Genomic DNA, 15,483 nt, shown 5'->3' with positions numbered 1-15,483 from the left:
GCAGCCGATCCCGTACGCGGAATGTGCGGGTCGCCGCCGCCCCGGCGTGGTTCGGGGGCGGCCGAGGGTGCTGACGGCAGACCGGCCGGGCTCCCCGTCCCCACCCCGGTCACGATTGGGTTTCGGCCACCCCGCGCCCCCTTGCCAGCCACCCGTGTAATCGATTCCAATCCTCCGTGTAATCGATTCCACGAGGAGGTGGGACGGCGATGGCGAGCATCAAGGACGTCGCCGCGCGGGCCGGGGTGTCCGTCGCCACGGTGTCGCGCGTCCTGAACGACCATCCGTCGGTCAGCGCGGACGCCCGCACCCGCGTGCTGGCCGCCGTCGAGGCGCTGGGGTACCGCCCGAACGCCGTCGCACGCTCCCTGCGCACCGACCAGACCCGCACCCTCGGGCTGGTCATCAGCGACGTGATGAACCCGTACTTCACCGAGCTGGCCCGCTCCGTCGAGGAGGAGGCCCGCGCGCTCGGGTACAGCGTGATCATCGGCAACGCCGACGAGCGGCCCGACCTCCAGGACCACCACGTGACGACGCTGCTGGACCGGCGCATCGACGGCCTGCTCGTCTCCCCCACCGACGGCGGCTCCCCGCGCATGCTGGACGCCGCCCGCACGGGCACGCCCATGGTCTTCGTCGACCGGTGGATCCCCGGGGTGGACGTGCCCGTCGTCAGGTCCGACGGACGCGACGCCGTGCGGGACCTGGTCGCCCACCTGCACGCCCTCGGGCACCGGCGGCTCGCGATCATCGCCGGACCGGCCGCCACCACCACCGGCCGCGAGCGCGTGGACGCCTTCCGGGAGGCGCTCGGCGCGTACGGGCTCGCCCTCCCCGACGCCTACATCGGCCAGGGCGACTTCCAGGCCGACAGCGGACGCCGGGTCACCGAGGGCTTCCTCGACCTGGCCGAACCGCCCGAGGCCGTGTTCGCCGCCGACAACCTGATGGCGCTCGGCGCGCTGGACGCCGTCCGCGCGCGCGGGCTGCGGGTGCCCGACGACATCGCGCTGGCCGCGTTCGACGACATCCCGTGGTTCGTGCACACCGACCCGCCGGTCACCGCCGTCGCCCAGCCCACCCGTGACCTGGGCCGGGCCGCCGTGCGCGCGCTGGTCGACCGCATCGAGGGCGGGCCCGGCGAGTCCGTGACCCTGCCCGCCCGGCTCGTCGTGCGCCGCTCGTGCGGTGAGCCGGCGTCCCCGCAGTCCCCCTCCCCCGTACGAAGGAGTACGTCGTGAGCAACCCGGACGAGTTGCTGCGCATCGAGGGCATCCGCAAGACCTTCCCCGGCGTGGTCGCGCTCGACGGCGTCGACTTCGACCTGCGCCGGGGCGAGGTGCACGTGCTCCTCGGTGAGAACGGCGCCGGCAAGAGCACGCTGATCAAGATGCTCTCCGGCGCCCACACCCCCGACGCCGGCCGGATCACGGTCGGCGGCCAGGAGGTGCGCATCCACGGTGCGCAGGACTCCGAGCGGCTCGGGATCGCCACCATCTACCAGGAGTTCAACCTCGTCCCCGATCTGACGGTCGCCGAGAACATCTTCCTGGGGCGGCAGCCGCGCCGCTTCGGGATGATCGACCGGAAGCGGATGGACGCGGACGCCGAGGCGCTGCTGAAGCGGGTCGGGGTGGACGTCTCCCCCCGGGCGCGGGTGCGCGAACTCGGCATCGCGCGGCTGCAGATGGTCGAGATCGCCAAGGCGCTCAGCCTGGACGCCCGCGTGCTGGTCATGGACGAGCCGACCGCCGTGCTGACCTCCGAGGAGGTCGAGAAGCTGTTCGCCATCGTGCGGCGGCTGCGCGAGGACGGCGTCGGGATCGTGTTCATCACCCACCACCTGGAGGAGATCGCCGCCCTCGGCGACCGGGTCACCGTCATCCGGGACGGCCGCAGCGTCGGCCGGGTGCCCGCCTCCACCCCCGAGGACGAGCTGGTGCGGCTCATGGTCGGACGGTCGATCGAGCAGCAGTACCCGCGCGAGCGGGGCGAGGCCGGTGACGCGCTGCTCGCGGTCGAGGGGCTGACGCGCGACGGCGTCTTCCACGACGTGAGCTTCGAGGTGCGGGCCGGTGAGGTCGTCGGCATCGCGGGGCTCGTCGGGGCCGGGCGGACCGAGGTGGTCCGGGCCGTGTTCGGGGCCGACCCGTACGACGCCGGGACCGTGCACGTCGCGGGGCGGCCGCTGCGCCGCCACGACGTCAACGCCGCCATGGCGGCCGGGATCGGACTCGTGCCCGAGGACCGCAAGGGGCAGGGGCTGGTGCTCGACGCCTCCGTCGAGGAGAACCTCGGCCTGGTCACCCTGCGGTCCGCCTCCCGCGCCGGGCTCGTCGACCTCAAGGGGCAGCACGAGGCCGCCGAGCGGATCGCCGGGCAGCTCGGCGTGCGGATGGCCGGGCTCGGGCAGCACGTGCGCACGCTCTCCGGCGGCAACCAGCAGAAGGTCGTCATCGGCAAGTGGCTGCTGGCGAACACCAGGGTGCTGATCCTCGACGAGCCGACGCGCGGCATCGACGTCGGCGCCAAGGTCGAGATCTACCAGCTCATCAACGAACTGACGGCCGCGGGCGCCGCCGTGCTCATGATCTCCAGCGATCTGCCGGAGGTGCTCGGCATGAGCGACCGGGTGGTGGTCATGGCGCAGGGGCGCGTCGCCGGCGAACTCGCCGCCGGGCAGGCCACCCAGGACGCCGTGATGGCCCTCGCCGTCAGCACTACTCCCCACAGCAACGGAACGGAGGCCTCCGGTGGCCACTGACACGCTCAAGGGCGAGCCGGGCGCGCGGGGCGGCGCCACCGCCGGCCTGCGCCGCCTGCTCCTCGACAACGGCGCGCTGACCGCGCTGATCGTCCTCGTGATCGCCATGTCGGCGCTGTCCGGGGACTTCCTGACCGCCGACAACCTGCTCAACGTCGGCGTCCAGGCCGCCGTGACCGCGATCCTCGCCTTCGGCGTCACCTTCGTGATCGTCTCGGCGGGCATCGACCTGTCGGTCGGCTCGGTCGCCGCGCTGTCCGCGACCGTGCTGGCGTGGAGCGCGACCGAGGCCGGGATCCCGGTCGCCCTGGCCGTCCTGCTGGCCGTCGCCACGGGCATCGCCTGCGGTCTGGTGAACGGCTTCCTCGTCTCGTACGGGAAGCTGCCGCCGTTCATCGCGACGCTGGCCATGCTGTCGGTGGGGCGCGGTCTGTCGCTCGTGATCTCGCAGGGCTCGCCGATCGCCTTCCCGGACTCCGTCTCCCACCTGGGCGACACGCTGGGCGGCTGGCTGCCGGTGCCGGTGCTGGTGATGGTCGTCATGGGGCTGCTCACCGCCTTCGTGCTCGGCCGGACGTACATCGGCCGTTCCATGTACGCCATCGGCGGCAACGAGGAGGCCGCGCGCCTCTCGGGCCTGCGGGTGAAGCGGCAGAAGCTCGCCGTCTACGCGTTCTCCGGCCTGTTCGCCGCCGCCGCGGGCATCGTGCTCGCCTCCCGGCTGTCCTCCGCGCAGCCGCAGGCCGCGCAGGGCTACGAGCTGGACGCGATCGCCGCCGTCGTCATCGGCGGCGCCTCGCTGGCGGGCGGCACCGGCAAGGCGTCGGGCACGCTGGTCGGCGCGCTGATCCTGGCGGTGCTGCGCAACGGGCTCAACCTGCTGTCGGTGTCCGCGTTCTGGCAGCAGGTGGTCATCGGTGTGGTCATCGCGCTGGCGGTGCTGTTCGACACGCTGCGCCGCAAGGCGGGCGCGACCGCCCCGGCGGCCGGGGCGTCCGGGGGCGGGAACCGGGGCAGGCAGGCCCTCACGTACGTGATCGCCGCCGCCGTCGCCGTCGCGGTGGTCGGCGCGACCTCGCTGCTGCACAACGGGTCACCGGCCGGCAAGGCGCAGAGGATCGGCCTGTCGCTGTCGACGCTGAACAACCCGTTCTTCGTGCAGATCCGGGCCGGCGCCGAGGAGGAGGCGAAGAAGCTGGGCGTGGACCTGACGGTCACCGACGCGCAGAACGACGCCTCCCAGCAGGCCAACCAGCTGCAGAACTTCACCAGCGGCTCGCTCTCCGCGGTCGTCGTCAACCCGGTGGACTCCGACGCGGCCGCTCCCGCGGTGCGCGGCGCCAACAAGGCCGGCATCCCGGTCGTCGCCGTGGACCGCGGGGTGAACGAGGCGGACACGGCCGCGCTGGTCGCCTCCGACAACGTCGAGGGCGGCGCGCTGGGCGCGAAGGCGCTGGCCGAGAAGCTCGGCGGCAAGGGCACGATCGTCATCCTGCAGGGCCAGGCGGGCACCTCCGCCAGCCGGGAGCGCGGGGCGGGCTTCGCCGAGGGCCTGAAGGACTACCCGGGCGTCAAGGTCGTCGCCAAGCAGCCCGCGGACTTCGACCGCACCAAGGGCCTGGACGTGATGACCAACCTGCTCCAGGCGCACCCCGGCATCGACGGCGTCTTCGCGGAGAACGACGAGATGGCGCTCGGCGCGGTCAAGGCGCTCGGCTCGAAGGCCGGCAGGTCGGTCCAGGTCGTCGGCTTCGACGGTACGCCGGACGGGCTGAAGGCGGTCGAGGCCGGCACGTTGTACGCGTCCGTGGCGCAGCAGCCGTCGGAACTCGGCAGGATCGCGGTGCGGAACGCGCTGCGGGCCGCCGAGGACGAGAAGGTGGAGAACACGGTGAAGGTGCCGGTGAAGGTGGTCACGCGGGAGAACGTGGCCGGCTTCGAGGGCTGACACCGGGATCGGGAGCGATTCATGTACGACTACGACCTCCTGGTCGTCGGATCGGCCAACGCCGACCTGGTGATCGGTGTCGAGCGCCGGCCGGGCGCCGGGGAGACGGTGCTCGGCTCCGACCTGGCCGTCCACCCGGGCGGCAAGGGCGCGAACCAGGCGGTCGCGGCCGCCCGGCTCGGCGCCCGTACGGCCCTGCTGGCGCGGGTCGGCGACGACGGGCACGGGCGGCTGCTGCTGGACTCGCAGCGGGCGGCCGGGGTGGACACGGTGGGCGTGCTGGTGGGCGGGGCGCCCACCGGGGTCGCGCTGATCACGGTGGACCCGTCGGGGGACAACAGCATCGTCGTCTCGCCCGGCGCCAACGGCCGGCTGACGCCGGACGACGTGCGGGCGGCCGGGAGCCTGTTCCACGCCTCCCGGGTGGTCTCCGCGCAGCTGGAGATCCCGCTGGAGACGGTGGTGGAGGTGGTGCGGAGCCTGGCGCCGGGCAGCCGGTTCGTGCTGAACCCGTCCCCGCCGCGCCCGCTCCCGGCGGAGGTGCTGGCGGCCTGCGACCCGCTGATCGTCAACGAGCACGAGGCGAAGGTGATCCTGGGCGACGGCGCCGGGGCGGGTGACGGGCCCGAGGAGTGGGCGCGGCTGCTGCTGGCGAAGGGCCCGCGGTCGGTGGTGGTGACGCTGGGCGGTGCGGGCGCGCTGGTGGCCTCCGCCGACGGTGTCGCCCGCGTCCCGTCCGTGACGGTGCGCGCCGTGGACACCACCGGGGCGGGTGACGCGTTCACCGCCGCGCTGGCCTGGCGCCTCGGCGCGGGCGAGCCGCTCGCCGGGGCGGCGGCGTACGCGGCCCGGGTGGGGGCGGCGACGGTCACCAAGGAGGGCGCGCAGGTGTCCTTCCCGACGGCGGCGGAGGTCGACGGGCTGTGCGGTGCCGGTCCAAGGGACGGCTCCCGGGGGCCGGACGGCGCGTCCGGCGTGGCCCCGGAAGGCGGCACCCGGTGAAGAGGCACGGGATCCTGAACCGGCACCTCGCCGGCGCCCTGGCCGGGCTCGGGCACGGCGACGGGGTGTTGGTGTGCGACGTGGGGATGCCGATCCCCGACGGGCCGCGCGTGGTGGACCTGGCGTTCCGTGCCGGGGTGCCGTCCTTCGCGGAGGTGCTGGAGGGGCTGCTCGAGGAGCTGGTCGTCGAGGGCGCCACCGCCGCCGGTGAGGTGCGGGACGCCAATCCGGCGGCGGCCGGGCTGCTCGCGGACCGCTTCCCCGGTCTCGCGCTGGTCCCGCACGAGCGGCTCAAGGAGCTGAGCGCCGGCGCGCGGCTCGTCGTGCGCACCGGTGAGGCACGGCCGTACGCGAACGTGCTGCTGCGCTGCGGGGTGTTCTTCTGAGGCGGGTGGCCGTACGGCCTTCGAGGGGGCCCGGTCCGTCGACCGGGCCCCCTCGGTCCCTCCCCCGTCAGCACCCCTCAAAGCCCCCCCCGGGTCCCCTCCCAGAGGTCCTGACTCCGAGTACGACCCGTGAGGTGCGGGGAGGGTTGCACGGTCCCTCCGTAATTTTTCCGGCCCCGGCCCCGGCCCCGGCCTCCGTGCGACGTCCGCCCGGGCGGGACGGGGCACGGGAAGACCTCTCCCCGGAGCTTCTCCCGTGCCCCGCGCCTCGGCGCGCGGCGCCCCGGGCCGTGCACGGGACCCGGGACGCCACGCGGGGGGAACCCGGGCCCCGCACAAGACCCGGGACGCCGCGTGCGGCTCCTAGGGCCTCTCGTTTGGATCAGGTCGGCCGCGACCGACGGTGCGTCGTGGCCGACCCGAGCGGGGTTTGGTGCGTGCAGATGCAAGGCGGAGGAGGGCGCCAACGCGGAGCGTTGGCAACTGACGACAACGCGGCAGATGCGCGTGCCAAGCCCCGCGACGCCGACATGATCCAAACGAGAGGCCCTAGCCCGCGTGCTCCGTGAACCGTGCCGCCGTCTCGGCGAGCACCTCGCGGCCGTCGCGGGCCCAGAGGGCGTCGTTGAAGAGCTCGACCTCGATGGGGCCGGTGTAGCCGGCCGCCTCCACGTAGCCCTTCCACTCCCGCATGTCGATCGCGCCGTCGCCGATCTGACCGCGGCCGTTGAGGACTCCCTCGGGCAGCGGGGTGGTCCAGTCGGCGAGCTGGAAGGTGTGGATGCGGCCCTGGGCGCCCGCGCGGGCGATCTGCGCGGGGGCCCGGTCGTCCCACCAGATGTGGTACGTGTCGACCGTGACGCCGACCTGGTGGGCGGGGAAGCGTTCCGCGAGGTCCAGGGCCTGGGCGAGGGTGGAGACCACGCACCGGTCGGAGGCGAACATGGGGTGCAGCGGCTCGATGGCCAGTCTCACCCCGTGCTCCTCGGCGTAGGGGCCGAGTTCGGCGAGCGCGTCGGCGATGCGCTCGCGGGCGCCGTGCAGGTCCTTGGAGCCGGCCGGCAGTCCGCCCGAGACCAGGACCAGGGTGTCGGTGCCGAGCGCGGCCGCCTCGTCGACCGCCCGCCGGTTGTCGGCCAGGGCCGCCGTCCGCTCCCCGGGGTCGATCGCGGTGAGGAAGCCGCCCCGGCACAGGGTCGTCACCGCCAGGCCCGCGTCGCGGACCAGTTTGGCGGCCGCCTCCACGCCGTACGCCTGGACGGGCTCGCGCCACAGGCCCACGCCCGGTACGCCCAGCTCCCGGCAGGCGCGGGCGAGGTCGGGCAGCGAGAGCTGCCTGACCGTCATCTGGTTGATGCTGAAACGCGCGAGGGCGGCGGTCACGGGGTCACTCCGTACAGGTGCAGCAGGGTCCTCATCCGTTCCTCGGCCAGCTTCGGGTCGGGGAACAGGCCGAGACCGTCGGCGAGTTCGTAGGCGCGGGCGAAGTGCGGCAGGGAGCGCGCCGACTGCAGTCCGCCGACCATGGCGAAGTGGGACTGGTGGCCGGCCAGCCAGGCGAGGAACACCACGCCCGTCTTGTAGAAGCGGGTGGGGGCCTGGAAGAGGTGGCGGGAGAGTGCGACGGTCGGGTCGAGGAGGGCGCGGAAGCCCTCCGTGTTCCCGGTGTCGAGGACCCGGACCGCCTCCGCCGCGAGCGGGCCCAGCGGGTCGAAGATGCCGAGCAGGGCGTGGCTGAAGCCCTGCTCGTCGCCGGCGATCAGCTCGGGGTAGTGGAAGTCGTCGCCGGTGTAGCAGCGCACGCCCTGCGGCAGGCGGCGGCGCAGGTCGACCTCGCGCTGCGCGTCGAGGAGGGAGACCTTGATGCCGTCGACCTTGTCCGGGTGGGCGGCGATGACCTCCAGGAAGGTGTCGGTGGCCGCGTCGAGGTCGGACGAGCCCCAGTAGCCCTCCAGGGCCGGGTCGAACATGGGGCCCAGCCAGTGCAGGATCACCGGCTCGGCGGCCTGCCGGAGGAGGTGGCCGTAGACCTCCAGGTAGTCGTCCGGGCCCTTCGCCGTCGCGGCCAGCGCGCGGGAGGCCATCAGGATGGCCTGCGCGCCGGACTCCTCGACGACCGCGAGCTGTTCCTCGTAGGCCGCCCGCACCTCGGCGAGGGTGCCGCCGGCGAGCTGGTCGGTGCCGACGCCGCAGGCGATGCGGCCGCCGACCGCCTTCGCCTCGGCGGCGGAGCGGCGGATCAGCTCGGCCGCGCCCGCCCAGTCCAGGCCCATGCCGCGCTGGGCGGTGTCCATGGCCTCGGCGACGCCCAGGCCGTGCGCCCACAGGTGGCGGCGGAAGGCGAGGGTGGCGTCCCAGTCGACGGCGGCCGGCGAGTCGGGGGTGGTGTCGGCGTACGGGTCGGCGACGACGTGCGCGGCCGAGAAGACCGTGCGGGAGGTGAGGGGGGCTCCGGGCGTGGTGGCGAGGGGCTCGGTGCGGGGCTCGTAGGCCCGCAGGGCGCCGCTCGCGTCGGGGAGGTGGAGGGTCACAGCGCGATCTCCGGCACGTCGAGGCGGCGGCCCTCGGCCGAGGACTTCAGGCCCAGCTCGGCGAGCTGGACGCCGCGGGCGCCGGCCAGCAGGTCCCAGTGGTAGGGGGCGCCGGCGTAGACGTGGCGCAGGAACAGCTCCCACTGGGCCTTGAAGCCGTTGTCGAACTCGCCGTTGTCCGGGACCTCCTGCCACTGGTCGCGGAAGACCTCGGTGGCGGGGATGTCCGGGTTCCAGACCGGCTTGGGGGTGGCGGAGCGGTGCTGGACACGGCAGTTGCGCAGGCCCGCGACGGCGGAGCCCTCGGTGCCGTCGACCTGGAACTCGACCAGTTCGTCGCGGTTGACGCGGACCGTCCAGGAGGAGTTGATCTGGGCGACGGCGCCGCCGTCCAGTTCGAAGATGCCGTAGGCGGCGTCGTCGGCGGTGGCGTCGTAGGGCTTGCCGTTCTCGTCCCAGCGCTGCGGGACGTGGGTGGCGGTGAGGGCCTGGACGGACCTCACCCGGCCGAACAGCTCGTGCAGCACGTACTCCCAGTGCGGGAACATGTCGACGACGATGCCGCCGCCGTCCTCGCTGCGGTAGTTCCAGGACGGGCGCTGGGCCTCCTGCCAGTCGCCCTCGAACACCCAGTAGCCGAACTCGCCGCGCACGGAGAGGATGCGGCCGAAGAAGCCGCCGTCGATGAGGCGCTTCAGCTTGAGCAGGCCGGGGAGGAACAGCTTGTCCTGGACGACGCCGTGCCTGACGCCGGCCGCGTTCGCCAGGCGGGCGAGTTCCAGGGCGCCGTCGAGGCCGGTGGCGGTGGGCTTCTCCGTGTAGATGTGCTTGCCCGCGGCGATCGCCTTCCTGATCGCCTCCTCGCGGGCCGAGGTCACCTGGGCGTCGAAGTAGATGTCGACGCTGTCGTCGGCGAGGACCGCGTCCAGGTCCGTCGCGATGTGCTCCAGTCCGTGCCGTTCGGCCAGCGCCTTCAGCGCGTGCTCCCGCCGGCCGACCAGGATCGGCTCCGGCCACAGCACGGTGCCGTCACCGAGGTCGAGGCCGCCCTGCTCGCGCAGGGCCAGGATGGAGCGGACGAGGTGCTGGCGGTAGCCCATGCGCCCGGTCACACCGTTCATGGCGATACGCACCGTCTTGCGTGTCACGTCATTCCCTTCGTACGCGGTTCGCGCGCCGCGTACGCCCCACTGGTGAGCGTGACAGCAAGCGCTTTCTATGTAGGGAGAAGCTAGCCTCTGAACGGCGGTGCGGACAAGACCACGGCGAACCGGAGTTGTTCGAGTGGGCGAACAGCCGCGCGGATGGCCGTAGGGTCTGCTCGGAACCACGGGTGTGGGCGTGGATGTGTACGACGGCGTACGGCGAACGCGCGAGGCGGAGGACGAGACATGACGGTGACCCTGGCGGACGTGGCGGCGCGCGCGCAGGTCTCCCCCGCGACCGTGTCGCGCGTGCTCAACGGCAACTACCCGGTGGCCGCGACCACCCGCGAACGGGTGCTGAAGGCCGTCGACGAGCTGGACTACGTCCTCAACGGGCCCGCCAGCGCCCTGGCCGCCGCCACCTCCGACCTGGTGGGCATCCTGGTGAACGACATCGCCGACCCGTTCTTCGGGATCATGGCGAGCGCGATCCAGGGGGAGATCGGGGGTCCGGGCGGGCGCGCGGGCGGGGAGAGACTCGCGGTCGTGTGCAACACGGGCGGTTCGCCCGAACGCGAACTGACCTATCTCACCCTGCTCCAGCGGCAGCGGGCGGCGGCGGTGGTGCTGACCGGCGGCGCGATCGAGGACGCGCCGCACCGGGCGGCCATGCACGCCAAGCTGCGGAAGCTGGCGGACGCCGGGACCCGGGTGGTGCTGTGCGGGCGGCCGCCGGCGGCGGAGACCGGGGCGATCGCGCTGACCTTCGACAACCGGGGCGGCGGGAGGGAACTCACCGAGCACCTGATCGGGCTGGGGCACCGGCGGGTGGGGTACATCGCGGGACCCCAGGAGCGGACGACGACCCGGCACCGGCTGGAGGGGCACCGGGACGCGCTGGCCGCGCACGGGATCGAGGAGGATCCCCGGTGGACCGTGCACGGCCGGTACGACCGGCGCTCCGGATACGAGGCGACGCTCGAACTCCTGCGGCGGGACCCGTCGTTGACGGCCGTGGTCGCGGCGAACGACTCCGTCGCGCTGGGGGCGTGCGCGGCGCTGCGGGACTCCGGGCTGCGGATTCCGGACGAGGTGTCGGTGGCCGGGTTCGACGACCTGCCGTTCAGCGTCGACGCGGTGCCGGCGCTGACGACGGTGCGGTTGCCGCTGGCGGAGGCGGGGGCCCGGGCGGGGCGGATCGCGATGGGGCGGGAGGAGGAGCCGCCCGGGGGGATCGCCTCGGTGCGGGGGGAGCTGATGGTGCGGGGGTCCACCGCGGGGCCGCGGGACTGATCGGTCCCGGGGCCCCGGGACCGCGGCGTCGGCGCGGGCCGGGGGCGGTCGCGCCCATGCGGCGGAGCCGCCGGTGCCACGGCCCCGCGCCCCCCGGGGCGTGTCCTTGCCGGAGCCGCCGGAGGCACCGATGCGTTCCGGTGGTGCGGGAGGGCCGTCGCACGCGCACGGGATCCGCGACACCGAAGCGGCGGGAGGGAGTGACACCCGAGGTCGCGGGTAGGGTCCGATTCCATGAAGCTGGCGTTCTCCACCCTCGGCGTCCCCGGGCTGCCCCTCACCGACCTGCCGGCCCTCGCGACCGCGCACGGCTACCACGGTGTCGAGCTGCGCGCCCACCCCGAAGAGCCCGTCCACCCGGGTCTCACCCCGGCGCAACGCGCCGACGTGGCGGCCGCGTTCGAGGCGGCCGGTGTCGAGATCCTGGGCCTCGCCGGACACGCCCGGGCGGCCGCGCCCGGTGAGGACGGACCCGTCATCGACGAGATCCGCGCCCTCCTCGAACTCGCCCGGGACCTCGGCGCCCCCTTCGTCCGGGTCCTCCCCGGCGGCGACACCGGGCAGAGCCCCGAGGAGGCGGACGCGACGGCCGCCCGCCGGCTGGGCACGGCCGCCGAGCACGCCGCCGACCTGGGCGTCCGCATCCTGCTGGAGACCCACGACTCGCACCGCACCGGCGCCGACGCGATGCGGGTCCTCGGCCTGGTCGGGCACCGTCAGGTGGGCGCCCTGTGGGACGTGATGCACACCTGGCTCGGCGGCGAGCAGCCCGTGGAGAGCTTCGCGGCCCTCTCCCCGCACCTCGGCTACGTCCGGGTCAAGGACATCGCCTCCGCCGACGACACGACCCCGCTCCCGCTCGGCGCCGGCGTCCTGCCGCTGACCGACGTGGTGGAGGTCCTCTCCCGGCACGACTGGGACGGCTGGCTGTGCTGGGAGTACGAGAAGCGCTGGTACACCGACGTCGCCCCGCTCCCCGGCCTCCTCACCCCCGGCCGCGCACACCTGGCCCGGCTGCTCGGCGAGTCGGCCTGACCGGACGCGGAAATTCACTGGCCGGTGCGGCGGGCCGCCGGATAGCGTCTCCCGCCGTGCCCCAGCCCGCGCCCCGCCCCGCCGCCCTCCCCTCGTGAGCCTGTCCCGCACGCTGATCGACGTGCGTCCGCTGCGTACCTCGCCGGTCTTCCGGCGCCTGCTGATCGGGCGGACGGTGTCCGTGCTCGGCGGCTTCATGACCATGGTCACCGTCATGTACCAGGTCTGGGAGATGACGCACAGCACGGCCTGGAGCGGCGCGGTGGGCCTCGCGCAGGCGCTGCCGCTGGTCTGCTTCGGCCTGTTCGCCGGGGCCTGGGTCGACCGGGGCGACCGGCGCCGGATCTTCCTGGCGGCGACGGTGGGCCAGGCGCTGTGCTCGCTGCTGCTGGCGGTCCAGGGGTTCACCGGGGACGTGCCGGTGGCCGGCGTGCTCGCCCTGGTCGCCGCCCAGTCCGCCTGCGCGGCGGTCGGCGGTCCGGCGGCAGGCGTGTTCGTGCCCCGGCTGCTGCCCAAGGAGCAGGTGGCCTCCGGGCTGGCGCTGTACCAGGTCACCGCCCAGTCGATGATGCTGGTCGGCCCGGCTCTCGGCGGGCTGATGCTCGGCTGGTTCGGCATCGGCGTCTGCTACCTGCTGGACTCGCTGAGCTTCCTCATCGCCTTCTACGGGGCGTTCGGACTGCCCGCGCTGCCGCCCGAGGGGGAGCCGTCACGGGCCGGGCTGCACGGGGTCCTGGACGGGCTGCGCTTCCTGGCCGGCCACCGGGCGGTGCGCGGCGCGCTCGTCACCGACCTGGCCGCCACCGTGCTCTCGATGCCGGTCAGCCTGTTCCCGCTGATCAACGACGAGCGGTTCGGCGGTGACCCGCGCACGCTGGGCCTGTTCCTGTCGGCGATCGCGATCGGCGGCGTGCTGGCGTCCGCGCTGTCCGGGGCGGTGACCCACCTGGGCCGTCCCGGCCTGGTGATGCTGTGCGGCGCCGGCGTGTGGGGTGCCGCGCTGGCCTCGTTCGGGGTCATGAGCAGCCCCTGGGTCGGCCTGGGGCTGCTGGTGGCGGCGGGCGGGGCCGACGCCCTGTCGGTGCTCTCCCGCACCACGATCGTGCAGACCCGTACGCCCGACGCGCTGCTGGGCCGGGTCACGGCCGCCGAGCAGATCGTCGGCCAGGCCGGGCCGCACCTCGGCAACATGCGCGCGGGGCTGGTGGCCGGCGCGACCTCGGGTGCGACGGCGCTGGTGACGGGTGGGCTGCTGTGCGTGGTCGCGGTGGTGTACGTCGGCGTGAGCACGCCGGAGTTGCGTGAGGGGGCTCCCTCGGCGGAGGTGCACTGACCCTCCGGGGGGCGGGCCGGACGTGCCCTCTCCCTCATCGGCCGACCGGGGAGTCCTCCGCAAGCGTCTTCGCCCGTCGAGCGGATTTCACGGCCGGCGCCGCCGGCCGCCGCGGCGGCGTCACCGACGCCAGCGCCACCCCGCCCACCAGCAGCACCGCCGCGCACCACCGCAGTGGGGTGACCGACTCGCCCAGGAACAGCGCGGCCGACGACATCCCGAAGACCGGGACGAGCAGGGAGAACGGCGCGACCGTGGAGGCGGGGTGGCGGCGCAGCAGCCAGCCCCAGGCGCCGAAGCCGAACACCGTGGCGACCCAGGCGACGAAGAGCACCGTGCCCACGCCCGCCCCGTCCAGGCCGCGCAGCGCGTCGAGGTCCGCCGACGGGCCCTCCAGCAGCAGGGAGAGGACGAGCAGCGGCAGCACCGGCACCGTGCTCACCCAGACCATGAAGTTCAGGGCGTCGGGGGGCGCCGCCCTGCGGGTGAGGATGTTGGAGACGCCCCAGCAGGCCGCCGCCGCGACGACCAGGGCGAAGCCGAGCAGCGGTCCGGAGGCGCCCTCGTCGACCGCCGCCACGCCGATGCCGGCCAGCGCCACCGCCATGCCCGCCAGCCGTGTCCGGGAGGGGCGTTCGCCGAGGAGCGCGAAGGCGAACAGGGCCGTGAACACCGCCTGGACCTGGAGCACCAGCGAGGACAGCCCGCCCGGCATGCCCGCGTCCATGCCGACGAACAGCAGCCCGAACTTGGCCACCCCCAGCGCCAGTCCCACCCCCACGATCCACTTCCACGCCACCTTGGGCCGCCCCACGAGGAACACCGCGGGCAGCGCCGCCACCAGGAAGCGCAGGGCGGAGAAGAGCAGCGGCGGGAAGTGGTCGAGCCCGACCTCGATGACGGTGAAGTTCACCCCCCACACGGCGGTGACGAGGACGGCGAGGAACACGTGGGAAGGACGCATACCGAGAGGATCACCGCCCGCCACCCTTCAGCACCAGCGACGGTTCCTGCATGGTTGGATGAAGCACCGCTAACCGATCGGGGAGCCGTCATGCTCGACCTCCAGCGGCTGCGCGCCCTGCACGCCGTCTCCGTCCACGGCACCGTCGGCGCCGCCGCCGCGGCGCTCGGGTACACCTCCTCGGCCGTCTCCCAGCAGATCTCCAAGCTGGAGCGGGAGACCCGGACCGTGCTGCTGGAGCGGGAGGGCCGGGGCGTGCGGCTGACCGACGAGGCGCACCGACTGGTGCGTGCGGCGGGGGAGCTGATCGCCATCGTGGAGCGGGCGGAGACCGAGCTGGAGGAGCGGCGCGGGGTGCCGGCCGGGCGGCTGACGGTGGCCGCGTTCCCCTCGGCGGCCCGCGGGCTGATGCCGCCCGTGCTGGCCGACCTGGCGCGCCGGCACCCCGCGCTCGACACCCGGCTCACCGAGGTCGACCCCCACCTCTCCGTGGACCTGGTCGCCAAGAACGCGGTCGACCTCGCGGTCGCGCACGACTGGGACATCGCTCCGCTGCCCGCCCCGGCGGGCATGGAGCAGGCGGTCATCGGCGACGACCTGTGCGATCTGCTGGTGCCGCGCGGCCACCCCTTCGCGGGGCGCACGGCGGTGCGGCGAAAGGAGCTGGGCGGCGAGCGGTGGATCTGCCAGCCGCCGGGGCGGGTCTGCCACGAGTGGCTGGTGCGCACCCTGCGCGCGGCCGGGCACGAGCCGGAGATCGTCCACCAGGCCGACGAGAACCCGACCCTGGTCGCCCTGGTCGCGGCCGGGCTCGGCATCGCGCTGATCCCCCGGCTGGGGCGCGGCCCGCTGCCCGAGGGCGTGGTGGAGGTGCCGCTGGACCCGGTGCCGGTGCGGCGGCTGTACGCGCTGTGGCGCGCCGGCGCGGCCCGCCGCCCGGCGATCGCGGAGACCGTCCGCACGCTGTGCGGCCACTGGCCCGAGGTGTCGGCGCACGCCCCCCGCTGACCCGGTCCGGCCCCCGGGCCCGCCCGGCCGCCGCGCACTCCCTTGACTGGCAGAAACTTCCCGGATATTGG

13 protein-coding genes are annotated in these 15,483 nt (G+C 74.3%); 9 read left to right on the top strand and 4 right to left on the bottom strand.

All coding sequences use genetic code 11. The features are described 5' to 3' along the window. Window positions 1–209: 209 nt before the first annotated feature. From ABTY20_RS08765 to rbsD, 5 genes are read left to right on the top strand one after another with little or no spacing between them, the layout of a single operon-like run. Entirely contained in the window at window positions 210–1,244 is a 1,035-nt protein-coding gene (locus ABTY20_RS08765) for a LacI family DNA-binding transcriptional regulator (RefSeq protein ID WP_351996254.1), read from the top strand. After that, entirely contained in the window at window positions 1,241–2,767 is a 1,527-nt protein-coding gene (locus tag ABTY20_RS08760) for a sugar ABC transporter ATP-binding protein (RefSeq protein ID WP_351996253.1), read from the top strand. The genes ABTY20_RS08765 and ABTY20_RS08760 overlap by 4 nt, the downstream gene beginning before the upstream one ends. Then, window positions 2,757–4,715 carry an ABC transporter permease/substrate-binding protein gene (locus tag ABTY20_RS08755; protein WP_351996252.1) on the top strand — a complete coding sequence of 653 codons (1,959 nt, stop codon included), beginning with the start codon at window positions 2,757–2,759 and terminating at the stop codon, window positions 4,713–4,715. Before ABTY20_RS08760 ends, ABTY20_RS08755 begins: the two co-directional genes overlap by 11 nt. A gap of 21 nt (window positions 4,716–4,736) precedes the next feature. Further along, entirely contained in the window at window positions 4,737–5,717 is a 981-nt protein-coding gene (locus ABTY20_RS08750; RefSeq protein WP_351996251.1) for a ribokinase, read from the top strand. Further along, complete coding sequence (gene rbsD / locus ABTY20_RS08745) at window positions 5,714–6,103, top strand: D-ribose pyranase (protein WP_351996250.1); 390 nt, start codon at window positions 5,714–5,716, stop codon at window positions 6,101–6,103. Before ABTY20_RS08750 ends, rbsD begins: the two co-directional genes overlap by 4 nt. A gap of 549 nt (window positions 6,104–6,652) precedes the next feature. Here the strand turns inward: rbsD and ABTY20_RS08740 are convergent. The 3 genes from ABTY20_RS08740 to ABTY20_RS08730 are packed head-to-tail and all read right to left on the bottom strand — an operon-like array spanning window position 6,653 to window position 9,782. Beyond that, complete coding sequence (locus tag ABTY20_RS08740; protein WP_351996277.1) at window positions 6,653–7,450, bottom strand: sugar phosphate isomerase/epimerase family protein; 798 nt, start codon at window positions 7,448–7,450, stop codon at window positions 6,653–6,655. Window positions 7,451–7,482: 32 nt separating this feature from the next. Continuing rightward, window positions 7,483–8,634, bottom strand: a complete 1,152-nt coding sequence (locus ABTY20_RS08735; RefSeq protein WP_351996249.1) for a dihydrodipicolinate synthase family protein — start codon at window positions 8,632–8,634, stop codon at window positions 7,483–7,485. Further along, window positions 8,631–9,782 carry a Gfo/Idh/MocA family protein gene (locus ABTY20_RS08730; protein WP_351996248.1) on the bottom strand — a complete coding sequence of 384 codons (1,152 nt, stop codon included), beginning with the start codon at window positions 9,780–9,782 and terminating at the stop codon, window positions 8,631–8,633. Before ABTY20_RS08730 ends, ABTY20_RS08735 begins: the two co-directional genes overlap by 4 nt. 243 nt (window positions 9,783–10,025) lie before the next feature. On the opposite strand from ABTY20_RS08730, the gene ABTY20_RS08725 reads away from it, so the two are divergent. The 3 genes from ABTY20_RS08725 to ABTY20_RS08715 all read left to right on the top strand — a co-directional run bounded on the left by ABTY20_RS08725 (window position 10,026) and on the right by ABTY20_RS08715 (window position 13,440). Then, the gene (locus ABTY20_RS08725) at window positions 10,026–11,072 is read left to right on the top strand and encodes a LacI family DNA-binding transcriptional regulator (protein WP_351996247.1); all 1,047 of its coding nucleotides are present in this window, start codon (window positions 10,026–10,028) and stop codon (window positions 11,070–11,072) included. A 234-nt stretch (window positions 11,073–11,306) separates the two neighbouring features. Then, a complete protein-coding gene (locus tag ABTY20_RS08720; protein WP_351996246.1) occupies window positions 11,307–12,107 on the top strand; it encodes a sugar phosphate isomerase/epimerase family protein in 801 nt (266 codons plus the stop codon). 94 nt (window positions 12,108–12,201) lie between these two features. Continuing rightward, window positions 12,202–13,440, top strand: coding sequence for an MFS transporter (locus tag ABTY20_RS08715; protein WP_351996245.1), 1,239 nt, complete (start codon window positions 12,202–12,204; stop codon window positions 13,438–13,440). Between the two features lie 34 nt (window positions 13,441–13,474). Here ABTY20_RS08715 and ABTY20_RS08710 read toward each other — a convergent pair whose 3' ends face one another. Then, entirely contained in the window at window positions 13,475–14,404 is a 930-nt protein-coding gene (locus tag ABTY20_RS08710) for an EamA family transporter (RefSeq protein ID WP_351996244.1), read from the bottom strand. Between the two features lie 90 nt (window positions 14,405–14,494). Here ABTY20_RS08710 and ABTY20_RS08705 point away from each other — a divergent pair, with 90 nt between their 5' ends. Then, window positions 14,495–15,412, top strand: a complete 918-nt coding sequence (locus ABTY20_RS08705; RefSeq protein WP_351996243.1) for a LysR family transcriptional regulator — start codon at window positions 14,495–14,497, stop codon at window positions 15,410–15,412. Window positions 15,413–15,483 lie beyond the last annotated feature (71 nt).

Source organism: Streptomyces sp. NPDC126497, assembly GCF_040302425.1.
GTDB lineage: Bacteria > Actinomycetota > Actinomycetes > Streptomycetales > Streptomycetaceae > Streptomyces.
Note: the sequence above shows the minus strand (reverse complement) of the source record. Positions and strands in the feature narration are given on the sequence as shown.